Source organism: Sphingomonas hankookensis, from assembly GCF_028551275.1.
Taxonomy (GTDB): domain Bacteria; phylum Pseudomonadota; class Alphaproteobacteria; order Sphingomonadales; family Sphingomonadaceae; genus Sphingomonas; species Sphingomonas hankookensis_A.
On the sequence record NZ_CP117025.1, the window covers coordinates 2,181,684 to 2,197,925 of the forward strand.

General features: G+C 66.1%; 14 protein-coding genes and 1 tRNA gene. 10 read left to right on the forward strand and 5 right to left on the reverse strand.

Annotation, left to right across the window (positions count from 1 at the left end):
• Window positions 1-121: 121 nt before the first annotated feature.
• From PPZ50_RS10380 to cysS, 3 genes are all read right to left on the reverse strand, one after another.
• The gene (locus tag PPZ50_RS10380; protein WP_066688108.1) at window positions 122-1,495 is read right to left on the reverse strand and encodes a class II 3-deoxy-7-phosphoheptulonate synthase; all 1,374 of its coding nucleotides are present in this window, start codon (window positions 1,493-1,495) and stop codon (window positions 122-124) included.
• A gap of 98 nt (window positions 1,496-1,593) precedes the next feature.
• Complete coding sequence (locus PPZ50_RS10385; protein WP_066687759.1) at window positions 1,594-2,034, reverse strand: TM2 domain-containing protein; 441 nt, start codon at window positions 2,032-2,034, stop codon at window positions 1,594-1,596.
• Between the two features lie 167 nt (window positions 2,035-2,201).
• Window positions 2,202-3,641 carry a cysteine--tRNA ligase gene (gene cysS / locus PPZ50_RS10390; RefSeq protein ID WP_066688113.1) on the reverse strand — a complete coding sequence of 480 codons (1,440 nt, stop codon included), beginning with the start codon at window positions 3,639-3,641 and terminating at the stop codon, window positions 2,202-2,204.
• 190 nt (window positions 3,642-3,831) lie between these two features.
• Here cysS and PPZ50_RS10395 point away from each other — a divergent pair, with 190 nt between their 5' ends.
• The 4 genes from PPZ50_RS10395 (at window position 3,832) to PPZ50_RS10410 (ending at window position 7,626) form a co-directional block, all read left to right on the forward strand.
• Entirely contained in the window at window positions 3,832-4,404 is a 573-nt protein-coding gene (locus PPZ50_RS10395) for an SRPBCC family protein (RefSeq protein ID WP_066687760.1), read from the forward strand.
• A 10-nt stretch (window positions 4,405-4,414) separates the two neighbouring features.
• Window positions 4,415-5,605, forward strand: a complete 1,191-nt coding sequence (locus tag PPZ50_RS10400; RefSeq protein ID WP_066687763.1) for a zinc-dependent alcohol dehydrogenase — start codon at window positions 4,415-4,417, stop codon at window positions 5,603-5,605.
• A 158-nt stretch (window positions 5,606-5,763) separates the two neighbouring features.
• A complete protein-coding gene (locus tag PPZ50_RS10405; RefSeq protein ID WP_164523815.1) occupies window positions 5,764-5,919 on the forward strand; it encodes a hypothetical protein in 156 nt (51 codons plus the stop codon).
• 111 nt (window positions 5,920-6,030) lie between these two features.
• Entirely contained in the window at window positions 6,031-7,626 is a 1,596-nt protein-coding gene (locus tag PPZ50_RS10410; protein ID WP_066687766.1) for an isocitrate lyase, read from the forward strand.
• Window positions 7,627-7,711: 85 nt separating this feature from the next.
• On the opposite strand, the gene PPZ50_RS10415 is transcribed toward PPZ50_RS10410, so the two are convergent.
• Window positions 7,712-7,785 (reverse strand) — tRNA-Cys (locus PPZ50_RS10415).
• A gap of 168 nt (window positions 7,786-7,953) precedes the next feature.
• On the opposite strand from PPZ50_RS10415, the gene PPZ50_RS10420 reads away from it, so the two are divergent.
• Genes PPZ50_RS10420 through PPZ50_RS10435 form a run of 4 tightly spaced genes read left to right on the forward strand, consistent with a single transcriptional unit; the run spans window position 7,954 to window position 13,514 of the window.
• Window positions 7,954-8,625: a protein-L-isoaspartate O-methyltransferase family protein gene (locus PPZ50_RS10420; protein WP_066687774.1), complete on the forward strand. Its 672-nt coding sequence runs from the start codon at window positions 7,954-7,956 to the stop codon at window positions 8,623-8,625.
• Between the two features lie 7 nt (window positions 8,626-8,632).
• Complete coding sequence (locus tag PPZ50_RS10425; RefSeq protein ID WP_066687777.1) at window positions 8,633-10,204, forward strand: TolC family outer membrane protein; 1,572 nt, start codon at window positions 8,633-8,635, stop codon at window positions 10,202-10,204.
• A gap of 31 nt (window positions 10,205-10,235) precedes the next feature.
• The gene (locus PPZ50_RS10430; RefSeq protein WP_084401227.1) at window positions 10,236-10,778 is read left to right on the forward strand and encodes a DUF2497 domain-containing protein; all 543 of its coding nucleotides are present in this window, start codon (window positions 10,236-10,238) and stop codon (window positions 10,776-10,778) included.
• Between the two features lie 60 nt (window positions 10,779-10,838).
• Window positions 10,839-13,514, forward strand: a complete 2,676-nt coding sequence (locus PPZ50_RS10435; protein ID WP_066687780.1) for a valine--tRNA ligase — start codon at window positions 10,839-10,841, stop codon at window positions 13,512-13,514.
• Between the two features lie 223 nt (window positions 13,515-13,737).
• Here the strand turns inward: PPZ50_RS10435 and PPZ50_RS10440 are convergent, their stop codons facing one another.
• Complete coding sequence (locus PPZ50_RS10440) at window positions 13,738-14,622, reverse strand: diacylglycerol/lipid kinase family protein (protein WP_066687794.1); 885 nt, start codon at window positions 14,620-14,622, stop codon at window positions 13,738-13,740.
• Window positions 14,623-14,705: 83 nt separating this feature from the next.
• Between PPZ50_RS10440 and hemB the strand changes: the two genes are divergently transcribed.
• Entirely contained in the window at window positions 14,706-15,692 is a 987-nt protein-coding gene (hemB, locus tag PPZ50_RS10445) for a porphobilinogen synthase (protein WP_066687795.1), read from the forward strand.
• Complete coding sequence (locus tag PPZ50_RS10450) at window positions 15,689-16,219, forward strand: GNAT family N-acetyltransferase (protein ID WP_066687802.1); 531 nt, start codon at window positions 15,689-15,691, stop codon at window positions 16,217-16,219. The genes hemB and PPZ50_RS10450 overlap by 4 nt, the downstream gene beginning before the upstream one ends.
• The last annotated feature ends 23 nt before the right edge of the window (window positions 16,220-16,242 follow it).

Consider the following 16,242-nt stretch of genomic DNA (forward strand, 5'->3'; position numbering starts at 1 on the left):
AGCAGTTCGTTCTAAGCCGAAACGGTAGCGGCAATGGATTCCCGCCTTCGCGGGAATGACGAAGGAGAGGCCGAAACCGGTCGCTCTCGTCAGCCTGAAACAGGCCGGGATGACGGTGGGGTTACGCCGCTACCTTGCGGCGCTCCGCCATCTCGTCGTTGAGCATCTCGGCCAGCAGAAATGCCAGTTCGAGGCTCTGCCCGGCGTTGAGGCGCGGGTCGCAGTGGGTGTGATAGCGATCGGCCAGCGCCTGTTCGGTGACCGCGATCGCGCCGCCGGTGCATTCGGTGACGTTCTGCCCGGTCATTTCGGCATGGATGCCGCCGGCATGGCTGCCTTCCGCACGGTGCACGGCAAAGAAGCCGCGCACTTCGGCAAGGATGCGGTCGAACGGCCGCGTCTTGTAGCCGGTCGTCGCCTTCACCGTGTTGCCGTGCATCGGGTCGCACGACCACACGACCTTGTGCCCTTCGCGCTGCACCGCGCGGACCAGCTTGGGCAGTCCGGCTTCGATCTTGTCGTGACCATAGCGCGTAATCAACGTCATCCGTCCGGCGATGCGGTTCGGGTTGAGCGTGTCGAGCATGCGCAGCAGCGCGTCCGGCTCGAGCGTCGGGCCGCACTTGATGCCGATCGGATTGCCGATGCCGCGCAGGAATTCGACATGCGCCGATCCGTCGAAGCGGGTGCGGTCGCCGATCCACAGGAAATGCGCCGAGGTGTCGTACCAGTCGCCGGTCAGTGAATCCTGCCGGGTCAGCGCCTGCTCGTAGGGCAGCAGCAGCGCTTCGTGGCTGGTGTAGAAGCTGGTCGCCTTCAGCTGCGGCACGCTGTCGGCATCGATGCCGCATGCCGCCATGAAGTCGAGCGCCTCGCCGATACGGTCGGCGACATCGGCATATTTCTTGGCCCAAGGCGACCGGCCCATGAAGTCATGGGTCCAGCGATGCACCTGATGCAGGTTCGCATAGCCGCCGGTCGCGAAGGCGCGCAGCAGGTTGAGCGTCGCCGCCGCCTGCGAATAGGCGCGGATCATCCGTTGCGGATCGGGCACGCGGCCTTCGGCGGTGAAGGCGATGTCGTTGATATTGTCGCCGCGATAGCTGGGCAGTTCGACGCCATCGACCGTTTCGGTATCGGCCGAGCGCGGCTTGGCGAACTGTCCAGCCATGCGCCCGACCTTCACCGTCGGCAGCTTCGACGCGAAGGTCAGCACCACCGCCATCTGGAGGATGACGCGGAAGGTGTCGCGGATGTAATTCGGATGGAATTCGGCAAAGCTCTCGGCGCAATCGCCACCCTGCAGCAGGAACGCCTTCCCCTCCGCCACCTGCGCCAGTTCGGCGGTCAGGTTGCGCGCTTCGCCGGCAAAGACGAGCGGCGGATAGCTGGCGAGCTGCGCGGTCGCGGCATCGAGCGCCTGTGCGTCGGGATAGGTCGGGAGCTGGCGCGCTTCGGCGGATTTCCAGCTGTCGGGGGCCCAGATTGCGGCCATGTCACATTCCATCCAAGTCGGTTCGGGCAATTCCCATGCGCGAAACGGACCGTTCGCGCAATGAAGGAAAGGTTCATCGCCCCGATCGACCGCTTCGATCAGCCATAGCGATGCTGGAATTCCTCATGGTCCATGACGAGGTAGCGGATCGCGTCGATCAGCGCCCACGGCCCGGTGACGAAAAGCCCGACCAGCGTGCAGCTGAGCAGCAGCATGACGATGCCCGACCCCGTGCGACCGAGATAGAAGCGGTGGACGCCGAGCGTGCCGAGGAAGAAGGCGAACAGCACGGCCGCGACCTTGTCCTTGCGCGGACGCCGGCGGGCCGGATCGGGGGCGGGGCGCGGCGCGACGGTGCCCGGCACATGGTAGATGCGCAGCGCGCGACCGTTCGAGACCTCGAAATCCACCTGCGCGCCGACTGCCGGGCCGATCCGGTCGGACCAGTCGTCGGGTTCGAACCAGTAACGCTGTCCATCGTCGCCGGCGATACGCCCTTCGCGTCCGTTCCGATCAACGCCCAGCACCTGTCCCCGCATATCGACCCCCGATGATTCGCGGGCAGGGGTATGAAGGCGAAGCGGGGCCGGGAGCAAGGGGTTAGGGCAGGTTGGTGAACCTCCGGCCGATATATGATCCGGGCGCGCGTCCTACCGCCCGTCGAGGAAGAAGCGTTACCCCGGCTCAAGGCCGGGGTGAGGGGCGGCTAGGTCAGCGTCGGGCGCCAATCCCAGCCGAGCGGGTCGCCGTCCATGACCTCGACCCCCGCCGCCATCAGTTCGTCGCGGATCGCGTCGCTCGCGGCGAAATCCTTGGCAGCACGGGCTTCCTTGCGGTCGGCCAGCCGCGACTCGATCGTCGCAGCGTCGATCGTAGCATCGGCCGGGCGGACGCGCAGGTCGGCGCGGTCGAGGGTGGCGAGGCTGAGCCCGAGCACCGCGTCGAAGTCGGCGAGCGCGGCGAGGCGGTCGGCGGGCGTCAGCTTCTTGTCGGCGAGCAGTTCGTCAAGCACCGGCAGGGCGCGCGGCGTGTTGAGGTCGTCGGACACAGCCGCATCGAGCCGCTCGCGATAGGCCGCCGCCTTGGCCGCATCGCCGTCGCCGCTCGCACGGCTGCGCAGCGCTGCGACGGTCATCACCAGTCGCTTCAGCCGGGTCAGCGCCGCCAGCAGATTGTCAGGCGAAAATTCCAGTTCCGAGCGATACTGCGCCGACAGGCACATCAGCCGGTAGGCGAGCGGATGCACGCCGCCGTCGATCAGCGTCTGGAGCGTGGTGAAGTCGCCCTTCGACTTCGACATCTTGCCCGATCGTTCGACGAGGAAGTTGTTGTGCATCCAGAACGCCGCACCACTGTCGGCGCAGCCGCAATAGGCCTGGTTCTGGGCGATCTCGTTCGGATGGTGGATCTCGCGGTGGTCGATGCCGCCGGTGTGGATGTCGAACGGCGCGCCGAGATATCTGATGCTCATGACCGAGCATTCGAGGTGCCAGCCGGGCGCACCCTTCCCCCACGGCGAATTCCATTCCATCTGGCGGCTCTCGCTCGCCGGAGTCTTGCGCCAGATCGCGAAATCCTGTGGATGGCGCTTGCCGGCGACGGGATCGATGCGGCCTTCGCCGGCATCGTCCTGCCCGCCGGCGAGTGCGCCGTAATGGGGAACGGTGGTGCTGTCGAAATAGAGCCCGCTGTCGATCTCGTAGCAATGCTCCGGCGCGATCCGTTCGGCGAAGGCGATCATCTCCGCGATATGGTCGGTCGCGACCGACCAGCGGGTGGGATCGTCGATGTTGAGGTCGCGCAGATTGCGCTTGAATGCCTGCGTATAATGGGCGGCGATGTCCCAGATCGACTGGGCGCGGGCCTTGGCCGCCGCTTCCATCTTGTCATCGCCGGCATCGGAGTCGGACGTCAGATGGCCGACATCGGTGATGTTGATGACATGGGTGAGCGGATAGCCCTTCCATCGCAGCACGCGGCTGAGCGTGTCGGTGAACACATAGGCGCGCAGATTGCCGATATGGGCATAGTTGTAGACCGTCGGGCCGCACGAATAGACGCGGACGCCCTTTGCCGGGTCGAGCGGTTCGAAACGCTGCGTACTGCGCGTCAGCGAATTGTGGAGCGTGAGCGGGGCACCGTGCATGGCGCGGCGTGTAGCGCGATGCGGCCCGTCTGCAAATCCGGGCTGTTCGCGGCGAAAAGCGCGGTCGGCCATGGAACAGCGGGTGAACCCGTAGGTTGGGGCTACTTCGAACATAAAATAATGTTCGATCAATAGCTTATCATGGATCAACCAGTCGGGCCACTGGCCCGGCGGACGGGAGAGCATCGCCATGGCCCAAGCCGAACTGCCCGGCGACATCGAGCGGGACGACGGACCCGCCTTCACATCGAAAGACCGGGAGGAACGCGGTCACGCGGCGCCGGAGGGCGAATCGTCGGTTTCCGGCGTCGCGGTCACGATTAAACGGCCCGCATCCGAACTCTACGCCTATTGGCGGGACTTCGGGAACCTTGCCAGCTTCATGCTGAATGTCGAGGGCATCGATGTCATCGACCGCGAGCGATCGCATTGGCGCGTGGCCGGTCCCAACGGCACCTACGAATGGGACGCCGTCGTGACCGAGGATGTGCCGGACCAGCGCATCGGCTGGCGTGCCGAAGAGGCCGACGTGCCGAACAGCGGCTGGGTTTCCTTCGCGGACGCCGGCCCTTCGCGAGGGACGGTGGTTACGGCGATGATCGCCTATTCCCCGCCCGCGGGCATCGTCGGCAAGCTGGTCGCCAAGGTGACGCAGCAGGAACCGGCGATTCAGGCGCGGCGCGACCTGCGCCGGTTCAAGCAGCTGATGGAAACCGGCGAGATCGCGACGACCACGCCCCCCAACCGCGAACCCAAATCATAAGGAGCCGGCGATGCGCGCACTTACCTGGCACGGCAAGCACGACGTCCGCGTCGATACTGTTCCCGATCCCGAGATCATCAACCCGCGCGATGCGATCATCAAGATCACCTCGACCGCGATCTGCGGGTCGGACCTTCACCTGTACGACGGCTATATCCCGACGATGAAGGCGGGCGATATCCTCGGCCATGAATTCATGGGCGAGGTGGTCGAGACCGGCCCCAAATCGACGTTGAAGAAGGGGCAGCGCGTCGTTGTGCCCTTCGTCATCGCGTGCGGCAGCTGTTATCATTGTTCGAAGCAGCAATATTCGGGCTGCGACAACGGCAATCCGGCCGACAATCAGGACATTGCTCAGGAATTGTGGGGGCAGGTCGGATCGGCGCTGTTCGGCTACAGCCACATGACCGGCGGCTATCCGGGGGGGCAGGCGGAATATGTCCGCGTGCCGTTTAGCGATGTCGGGCCGATCGTGATCCCCGATGGCATCGAGGACGAGAAGGTACTGTTCCTGTCCGACATCCTGCCGACCGGATGGATGGCGGCGGAAAATGCCGATATCGAGGACGGCGACATCGTCGCGGTGTGGGGCTGTGGCCCGGTCGGGCTGTTCGCGATCCAGTCGGCGCTGCTGATGGGCGCGCACCGGGTGATCGCGATCGATCACTTCCCGCACCGGCTGGCGCTGGCCAAGGGGCTGGGGGCGGAAGTCCTCAACTTCGAGGAAACTGATATCTACGACGCGCTGATGACGATGACCGGCGGGATCGGACCGGACGCAGTAATCGACAGCGTCGGCCTCGAAAGTCACGGCATGTTCGTCGACAATATCGTCGATCAGATCAAGGCATCGACCTTTCTCGGCACCGACCGACCGCATGCGCTCAGGCAGGCGATCGTCGCTTGTCGCAAGGGCGGGCGCGTCTCGGTGCCCGGTGTCTATGGCGGGCTGATCGACAAATTCCCGTTCGGATCGATCATGGAGAAGGGGCTGACGCTGAAGACCGGGCAGACCCATGTCCAGCGCTACCTGCCCGGGTTGCTCAGCGCGATCATGGAGGACAAGATCGACACGACCTTCATGATCTCCGACCGGATGGCGCTGGAGAATGCGCCGGAGGGGTATCGGAAATTCCATGACGAGCAGAACAGCTGCACCAAGGTCGTCCTGAAACCCGATTGGGAGCGGGCAGCGTCCTGAATTTGTAAAATCGTTACAAACTAACAATGCCCGGAGCGGTTCGCGACGACGTCGCGACACTGTTCCGGGCATTCGGTGCGTTTACGTGGGCCATCCTGTCATGTTCCTTACCTGACATCGGTGGCGAATGGTTCGCCACCCGCGAAAGGGTGTGACGCATGACCAACGAGCCGCAACGCAGCCGCGCGGTTTTCTCGACCGAGGATTTCGGCCTGCTGAAGGAAGCCGTCGGCGCCTATGTCCGGCAGATTGCGGAAGAGCCGCGGTCGTCGAAATTCTCCAACCTCTACCATCGCCTCGGCCGACTAAGCTGAGCACCGCGCGGGCTGGCACCGCGCATCGTCCACCATCCCGACCACGCCCCGCCGGCGCGACCGCTTCGTCGCCGGTGGTCGCCCCGTGCCGTCCGTACAGAAGGACCGACCATGACCTATCAAGAACAGGCGGCCCGTGCCGCATCGCTGATCCAGCAGCATCGCGGCACCTGGGACGGCATCGATGCAGACGCCGTCGCGCGGATGCGGTTGCAGAACCGCTTCCTCACCGGCCTCGACATCGCCCGCTACACCGCCGGCATCATGCGGCGCGACATGGCGGCCTATGATGCCGATCCGGCGGCCTACACCCAGTCGCTGGGGTGCTGGCACGGCTTCATCGCGCAACAGAAGATCATCTCGATCAAGAAGCATTTTGGCACGACCAAGGGGCGCTACCTCTATCTGTCGGGCTGGATGGTCGCGGCCCTGCGCAGCGAGTTCGGTCCGCTGCCCGACCAGTCGATGCATGAGAAGACGAGCGTGCCCGCGCTGATCGCCGAACTCTACACCTTCCTGAAACAGGCCGATGCGCGCGAGTTGGGGATGCTGTTCCGCGACCTCGACGGGGCGCGGGCCGAGGGCAATGCCGTCGAGGCGCAGCGGCTGAGCAACGCGATCGATCAGTATGAAACCCATGTCGTGCCGATCATCGCCGATATCGATGCGGGCTTCGGCAATGCCGAGGCGACCTACCTGCTCGCCAGGAAGATGATCGAGGCCGGAGCCTGCGCGTTGCAGATCGAGAACCAGGTCAGCGACGAAAAACAGTGCGGCCATCAGGACGGCAAGGTCACCGTTCCGCACGAGGATTTTCTCGCGAAGGTCCGCGCCTGCCGCTACGCCTTCCTCGAACTGGGCGTCGAGGACGGCATCATTGTTACCCGGACCGATTCGCTGGGCGCTGGGCTGACCAAGCAGATCGCCTATTCGACCGCGAAGGGCGATCTGGGCGACCAGTATAATGCCTTCCTCGATTGCGAGCCGGTCGATGACGTTTCCGCGCTGCGCGGCGATGTGGTGATCGAGCGCGACGGGCAATTGGTGCGGCCGAAGCGACTGGCGTCGAACCTGTTCCAGTTCCGCGAGGGGACCGGTGCGGATCGCTGCGTGCTGGACTGCATCACTTCGCTCCAGAATGGCGCCGACCTGCTGTGGATCGAGACCGAGAAGCCGCATATCGAACAGATCGCATCGATGGTCGACCGCATCCGTGCGGTCGTGCCGAACGCCAAGCTGGTCTACAATAATTCGCCCAGCTTCAACTGGACGCTGAATTTCCGCCAGCAGGTGTACGACCGTTGGGTCGAGGAAGGGCGCGACGTGTCGGGCTATGACCGGGCGAAGCTGATGAGTGTCGACTATGACGCGTCGGAACTGGCGCAGGAGGCCGACGAGAAGATCCGTACCTTCCAGCGGGATGCGAGCGCGCGCGCCGGCATCTTCCACCACCTCATCACCCTGCCGACCTACCACACGGCGGCGCTCAGCACCGATAATCTGGCGCGCGACTATTTCGGCGATGCGGCGATGCTTGGTTATGTGAAGGGGGTGCAGCGCCAGGAAATCCGACGGGGTATCGCCTGCGTGAAGCATCAGAATATGAGCGGGTCGGATATCGGCGACGACCATAAGGAATATTTCGCCGGAGAGGCGGCGCTGAAGGCGGGCGGCGCGCACAATACGATGAATCAGTTCGCCGCCTGAGCGGGACGCGAACAAGATTGCGCGGGGCTGCGGCGATGCGGTGGCCCCGTTGCAATTTCCGGCAATGTAAGGAGGTTACTACCGTTGGAGGCGCGACCGGGAATCGAACCCGGGTGCAAGGATTTGCAGTCCTCTGCGTCACCACTCCGCCATCGCGCCTCGATACGGTGGGAGGCGGCATTTGCGGGGCGCGCGCGCCGGTGTCAACTGCCGGAATGCAAATTATCCCCGCAGGCATCCTTGGCGGCGGGCGTCGGTCGCGATAGACAGCGGCGATCGCGCGATGTGTGTTGCGCGGCTAAAACAGTTGTGCGACAGGATTGCACCATGACCGATTCGATCCCGACCCGTCCCGATTTCGATGCGATGCGCCATGCGATGGTCGTCAGCCAGTTGCGTACCAGCGCCGTCAGCGACGTGCGCGTCGTCAGTGCGATGGGCGAGGTGCCACGCGAAGTCTTCGTGCCGCCCGCGCAGGCGGAGGTCGCCTATCGCGACGCACCGCTGCCGCTCAGTGGCGACCGCGCGATCAACCCGCCGCTGATTACCGGTCGCCTGCTGACCGCCGCCGAAGTGCAGCCGACCGACCGCGTGCTGCTGGTCGGGGCCGCCATGGGCTATGCCGCCGCCGTGCTCGCCCGGCTGGCCGGTTCGGTCGTGGCGCTGGAGGAGGATGCCGCGCTGGCCGCCGCCGCGCGTGACGCGATCGCGGACGCGACGGTGGAGGTGGTCGAAGGACCGCTCAATGCCGGTTGGGCGCAGGGTGCACCCTATGACGTCATCGTCATCGACGGCGCCGTGGAGTCGGTTCCCGACGCGATCGTCACGCAGCTGGCCCCCGGCGGGCGGCTGACCACCGGCATCGTCGATCGCGGCGTGACCCGGCTGGCACTGGGCCGTCGCACCGAGGGCGGGTTCGGGCTGGTCGATTTTGCCGATCTCGGCTGCGTCGAGCTGCCCGGTTTCGCCAAGCCCAAGACATTTCAGTTCGCAAGGTAAGGGACATATGCGGGGGGGGAAGTTCATTACCGGAGTCGCGGCGCTGGCGCTGCTGGCCGGGCCGGCGAATGCGGAAACGCTGCGCGAGGCATTGGCGCGGGCCTATGCCACCAACCCGCAGCTGACCGGCGCGCGGGCGAACCTGCGCGCGACCGACGAGGGCGTACCGCTGGCGCGCTCGCAGGGCCTGCCGCAGGTCACGACCCAGAGCTCGGTGATCGAGAACGTCATCACCCCGGCAAGCCGCGGCTTCACCCAGGCCCCACGCCAGGGCACCGTGCAGGTGCAGGTATCGCAGTCGCTGTTCGCCGGCGGGTCGGTGCGCAACAATGTCCGCGCCGCCGATGCGCGGGTCGATGCCGGCCGTGCCAACCTGCGCAGCACCGAGGCGAATGTCTTCACGCTGGTCGTCGCCGCCTATAATGACGTCATCCGCGACGAAGCGATCGTCCGGCTGAACCAGCAGAATGTCCGCGTGCTGGAAGTGAACCTCCAGGCATCGAAGGACCGGTTCCAGGTCGGCGACCTGACCCGCACCGACGTTGCGCAGTCGGAGGCACGGCTGGCATCGGCGCAGGCGCAGTTGCGCAATGCCGAAGCGTCGCTGATCCGCAGCCGCGAAAACTATGTCGCGACCACCGGTTCGCCGGCCGCGACGCTCGACACGCCGCCGGTGCTCCCCAACCTGCCGGTCGATCCCAATGCGGCGGTCGGGGTGGCGGTTGCGAACAATCCCGCGCTGATCGCCGCGCGTCGTACCAGCGATGCCGCCGGGTTCGACGTCAGCGTGGCGCGCGCCAGCCGGCTGCCGACGATCAGCGCGGTCGGTGGCGGCGGCTATACCAGCTTCCTCGGATCGGCTGAGTCGGTGAACGGCATCGTGTTGCAGCAGGACGGCGGTCAGGCGCAGGTCGGCGTGCAGATGAGCCTGCCGCTGTGGCAGAGCGGCCGTCCGAGCGCCCAGATTCGCCGGGCGCAGGCGCTGGAAGGCGCCGCGATCGAACAGGTGACGCAGGTCGAACGTACCGTCGTTTCCGACGCCCGCTCGGCCTTCGCCGCGTGGCAGTCGGCGCTGCGCGTGATCCAGTCGTCGGAAGTGCAGGTCGCGGCGAACCGCCTGTCGCTGGAGGGCGTTCGCGCCGAGAACAGCGTGGGCACGCGCACGATCCTTGACATCCTGAACGCCGAACAGGAACTGCTCAATTCGCAGGTCCAGCTGGTGTCGGCCCGGCGCGACGCCTATGTCGCGGGCTTCGCGCTGCTGGCGGCGATGGGCAAGGCCGAGGCACGCGATCTGGGCCTCGACGGTGGCGCGCTCTACGATCCGACGGTCAATTACAGCCGGGTGCGCAACAATATCTGGGACTGGAGCGGCGATCCCGCGCCGGTGCCGATCGCGCCCAGCACGGTGAACAGCCCGGCGCAGACCCCGGTCGTCACCCGCGAACTCGATCCGTCGCTGCAGCGCAGCCCCAATCCGTACACCCCGACCCAGGGCATCGATGCCCCCAATCGGCAGGGCGGCGCCCCGCGCGCCACGCAGGGCGTTGACACGCCGCGCGCCAACCCCGACAGCTAAGCGTTCAGAGGCGATAGAGATGAGGGTTGCGATGGGCGATATCAGCAACGAAACGTCGATGGAGGACATCCTGTCCTCGATCAAGCGGATCATCGCCGAAGAGGGCGAAGGATCGGCCCAGGCGTTGCGCGGGCGCAAATCGATTCGGACTGCGCAGCAGGTCCGCGACATCGACGACCGCGACGAGGTGCTGGAACTGAACCAGAGCGTCGCCGCGCCGCCGCCTCCGCCGTCGCGGGTCGACGCGATGCGGGCAGAGGCGATGCGCGCCGAACCGCCGCGTGTCGAGCGTGCCCGTGCACCCGAACCGGAGCCCGAACCCGTCGCCGCCGCGCCCGCGCCGAAGGTCGATCCGTCGATCGTGTCGGAACGTGCCGCCGAGGCGAGCCGCGGTGCGCTCGACCAGCTGTCGCGGCTGGTCGTGAAGCCGGAAACGCCAGGTTCCGATTCGCTCGAAGGGCTGGTGCGCGAGATGCTCAGACCGATGCTGCGCGAATGGCTCGATGCGCAGCTGCCCGGCATCGTCGAATCGATGGTCGCGCGCGAGATCGCCCGGATCAGCGGGCGCGAGTAACGCCGCTCTCTTGCCCCCACTCTCTTGCAACGCCGCCGCATCCGCGCCATGCGGCGGTGCATGAGCGAACTGCCCAAGACTTTCGACCCCGCCGCCATCGAAGCGCGCTGGTATGCCCATTGGGAACAATGCGGCCTGTTCCGCCCCGAGCGTCCGAACGCGACGCCGTGGACCATCGTCAATCCGCCGCCCAACGTGACGGGCAGCCTGCATATCGGCCACGCGCTCGACAATACGCTGCAGGATATTCTGGTCCGTCATGCCCGGTTGCAGGGCAAGGACGCGCGCTGGGTCGTCGGCACCGACCATGCCGGCATCGCGACGCAGATGGTCGTCGAACGCCAGATGAACGCGGCCGGGCAGAAGCGCACCGACTTCACGCGTGACGCCTTCATCGAAAAGGTCTGGGACTGGAAGGCCGAAAGCGGCGGGCAGATCACGGGGCAGTTGCGGCGCCTGGGCTGTTCGATGGATTGGGCCAACGAACGCTTCACCATGGACGAGGGCTTTTCGAAGGCCGTGCTCAAGGTCTTCGTCGAGCTGCATCGGCAGGGCCTGCTTTATCGCGACAAGCGGCTGGTCAACTGGGACCCGGGCCTCGGCACCGCGATCAGCGATCTCGAGGTGGAGACGCGCGAGGTCAGAGGGAGCTTCTGGCGCCTGCGCTATCCGCTCGCCGACGGATCAGGCTTCATTGAGGTCGCGACGACGCGGCCCGAAACGATGCTGGCCGACATGGCGGTCGCGGTGCATCCCGACGACGCGCGGTATACCGCACTGATCGGCAAGCAGGTGCGCCTGCCGATCACCGGTCGCCTGATCCCGATCCTCGCCGACGAACATGCCGACCCCGAGCTCGGGTCGGGCGCGGTGAAGATTACGCCGGGCCATGACTTCAACGATTTCGAGGTCGGCCGCCGCGCGGGCTTCGAGGCCCGCGACATGCTCAACATGCTCGATGCCAAGGCGCGCATCGTCCAGACCGCGGACGGCCTGATCCCCGACGCGTTCCTCGGCCTGTCGACCGCCGACGCGCGCAAGGCGGTCGTCGCGCGGCTGAAGGACGAAGGCGTCCTGATCCCGCATGTCGACAAGGACGGCGCCGAACACGACGCCGAGCCACGCACGATCCAGACTCCGTTCGGCGACCGTTCGGGCGTGGTGATCGAGCCGTGGCTGACCGACCAATGGTATGTCGATGCCAAGACGTTGGCCCAGCCGGCGATCGAGGCGGTGCGGTCGGGCGCGGTCAAGATCGTGCCGAAATCGTGGGAAAAGACCTATTTCAACTGGATGGAGAATATCCAGCCTTGGTGCGTGTCGCGCCAGCTGTGGTGGGGGCATCGCATACCCGCGTGGTTCGCCGATGACGGTCGGGTGTTCGTCGCCGAGACCTATGAAGCGGCGCAGGCCGAGGCGGGCGAAGGCGTTGCGCTCAAGCAGGACGAGGACGTCCTCGACACCTGGTTCTCGTCTGCGCTGTGGCCCTTCGCGACCCTAGGCTGGCCGGAGAACACCGACCCGACGCTTGGCGGGCGCTACAGCAACGACGTGCTGATTTCGGGCTTCGACATCCTGTTCTTCTGGGACGCGCGGATGTTGATGCAGGGCATCCACTTCATGAAGGAGGTGCCGTTCAAGACGCTGTACCTCCACGGGCTCGTCCGTGCCGCCGATGGCGCCAAGATGTCGAAGTCGAAGGGCAACACCGTCGATCCGCTCGGGCTGATCGATCGCTATGGCGCCGACGCGCTGCGCTTCTTCATGGCGGCGATGGAGAGCCAGGGCCGCGACATCAAGATGGATGAGAAGCGGGTCGAGGGCTATCGCAACTTCGCGACGAAGCTGTGGAACGCGACCCGTTTTGCGCAGGCCAACGGCATCGGCGCATCAACGACGATCGAGCCGCCCCGGGCCGAGCTGGCGGTCAATCGCTGGATCATCGCCGAGACGATCGAGACGGTGCAGGCGCTGGACCTCGCGCTCGCCGATCTGCGCTTCGACGGTGCGGCGAACACGATCTACCAGTTCACGTGGAGCCGGTTCTGCGACTGGTATCTCGAACTGATCAAGCCGGTGTTGCAGGGTGGGGCCGAGAGCGGCGAGGAAACGCGCGCGGTCGCCGGTTGGGTGCTCGACCAGATATTGGTCATGCTCCACCCGTTCATGCCGTTCATCACCGAAGAATTGTGGCACGCGCTTGGGGCACGGTCGAACGACCTGCTCGTCGCCCGCTGGCCCATGGCGGATGCGCGGGCGATCGATCCGGCGGCACGCGAGGAGATCGACTGGCTGGTCCGGCTGGTGAGCGAAATCCGCGCGGCGCGGACCGAGCTGAACGTGCCGCCGGGCGCGCGCCTGTCGCTGCATGTTCGCGATGCTTCGGGCGAGACGGCCGAGCGGTTGGCGCGACAGGGTGCGGTGCTGGCGCGGCTAGCGCGGGTCGATGCGGTTGCGGGCGATGCGCCGGCCGGTGGCGCGTTGCAGATCGTAGTTGACGAAGCGACCTTCGTCCTGCCGCTGGGCGACGTTATCGATCTCGATGCGGAACGCGCCCGCCTGACCAAGGCGATCGCGGCGGCGGAGAAGGAGCGCGATGCGCTCGCCGGGCGGCTGGGCAATGCGAGCTTCGTGGAGCGCGCCAAGCCCGAAGCGGTCGAAAAGGCGCGGGCGGACCATGCCGACAAGATGACCGAGGCGGCACGGTTGCACGCGGCGCTGGGGCGGCTGGGCTAAGGTGCTTCGTCATTCCGGCGGAGGCCGGAATCCATGGATGGGGTGACGGCGGCGTTTCTGCCGTGAGCGCCCGACACAATGGATTCCGGCCTTCGCCGGAATGACGGGGTTTTTGTTGGCGACCCGCTCGTCATTCCCGCGAATGCGGGAATCCATAAACGCGACGGTTCGGTTCCATCGCTGGCGTCAGCGCTTATGGGTCCCCGCCTGCGCGGGGACGACGTCACTCTTCGACCGGCGCCATCACCTCGATGATCCCCGCCGCGATCTTCGCCATGACCGGCGTCTTCGCCAGCACCTCGCCATCGATTGAGATCGGCAGCGGCGGGTTGGTCTCGATCCGGAGCGACTGGCCGTGGAACGTCACGGTATCCACCCGGCGGGAGTCGAGCCGGAAGAAGCCGGCCGCCCAGTTGCGGGCCAAGCTGCGCTTGCCCTTGCCGCACACGACCTGAACGATGATCTCTCCGCTGTCCAACCGCGCTTCCTCGACCAGTTCGGTGCCGCCATGAAAGCGCCCGTTCGAGATGCGAACCTCGGTCGCCATCATCCGCTTGGCGCTAGCACCCTGGCCGACGATCAGCTCAAACGGATGGAACTTCGCGAATTGCAGCGAGGCCCAGGCGAGATAGCCGACCCGCCCGAACAGCTTCTTGACGCCATGCGGTACGGTCTTGGCGATCTGCGGCGACAGGCCGATTGCGGCGCAATTGGCGAAGTAATCGCCGTCGATCATGCCGAGGTCGATGCGGCGCGGCCGGCCTGTCTTCAGCACCTCCACTGCACCCGGAATGTCGAGCGGGATACCGAGCGTCCGGCAGAAGCTGTTGGCGGTGCCGAGCGGCAGCACGCCAAGAACGACGTCGTGCCCCAGCAGATAGTCGACCAGGCTGCTGATCGTCCCGTCACCCCCGCCCAGGATCACCATGTCCGGCTTGCGCTCCAGCGCGCGCTTCAGCGTCGGGACGAGCTGATCGGGGTCTTCGACGGCATGGGCGTCGACCTCGAACGCGGCGCCCTGCAAGGCGTGGCACGCCTGGGCGAACTGGTCCTGCCCGCTGCGTGACCGGGCGTTGACGATCATGGCGGCGGTGCGGATGCGGTTCATGGCGTCGGTAACGTTCCGTAACGAAAATGGACCCACGCGACTTTGGGTTGATCGCCCGGACGCCATGGCCCACAAGTCGCGCCATGTCCGCTGCTTATCCCGCGCTCCGCCTGCGCCGCACCCGCGCCACCGCATGGAGCCGCCGCCTCCACGCCGAAACCCTGCTGACGCCCGCCGACCTGATCTGGCCACTGTTCGTGACCGAGGGTGAGGGGGAGCCGGTCAAGGCGCTGCCCGGCGTATCGCGCTGGAACCTGTCGGGCATTGTCGATCGTGCCCGTGAAGCTCGCGATCTGGGCATTCCGGTCGTCGCGCTGTTCCCGAACACGCCGCGCGAACTTCGTAGCGACGATGGGGCGGAGGCGTTCAATCCCGACAATCTGATGTGCCGCGCGATCCGGGCGATCAAGGATGCGGTGCCGGAGGTCGGCGTGCTGACCGACGTCGCGCTCGACCCCTACACCTCGCATGGGCATGACGGCATCGTCGATGCATCGGGATATGTGCTGAACGACGTGACGTCGGAGGCGCTGGTCCGGCAGGCGCTGGTGCAGGCGGAGGCGGGCAGCGATATCGTCGCGCCGTCCGACATGATGGACGGCCGCGTCGCCGCGATCCGCGACGCGCTGGAAAGCGGTGGCCATCCCAATGTGCAGATAATGGCTTACGCCGCCAAGTACGCCAGCGCCTTCTACGGCCCGTTCCGCGATGCGGTCGGGACCCATGGCCTGCTGAAGGGCGACAAGAAGACCTATCAGATGGACCCGGCCAATAGCGAGGAAGCGTTGCGCGAGGTCGCGCTCGACCTGGCCGAGGGCGCCGACAGCGTGATGGTGAAACCGGGGTCACCCTATCTCGACATCATCACCCGCGTGAAGGCGGCGTTCGAAGTCCCAGTGTTCGCATATCAGGTATCGGGCGAATATGCGCTGATCGAGGCCGGCGTGGCGGCAGGCGTGGCGGATCGCGATGCGATGGTGCTGGAGACACTGCTGGCGTTTAAGCGTGCCGGCTGTTCGGGGGTGCTGACCTATCATGCCGCCCATGCCGCCCGGCTGCTGGGCGCATGATCGACACCGGGCGACTGGTCCTGCGGCGGTGGCAGGACCGTGACCGCGAAACCTTCTACGCCCATTGCGCCGATCCGGACGTCATGCGCTATTTTCCGGCGCTGCTCAGCCGCGAGGAAGTGGATGCCGCCATTGCGCGGCAGGACGGCTACATGGCGAGCCACGGCTTCTGCTTCTGGGTCGCCGAAGACCGTTCGAGCGGTCGGATGCTGGGCTTTTGCGGGTTGAAGCCGGGTGCCGAGGGGACGCCGCTGGAGGGTTCGGTCGAGATCGGCTGGCGGTTCGGCAAGGAACATTGGGGGCGGGGCTATGCGCGTGAGGCGGCGGAAGCGTCGCTTGCCTGGGGGTTCGCCAATCTGCCGGTCGAACGGATCGGCGCGATCACCGTCCTTGCCAACACGCGTAGCTGGGGGTTGATGGAGCGGATCGGCATGACCCGTTCGCCGCAGGAGGATTTCGATCATCCGGTCGTCGCCGATGACAGCCCGTTGAAACGCCACATCACCTATTGGAAGACGCGTCCGTGACGATACCCGACCGGACCGCCGGC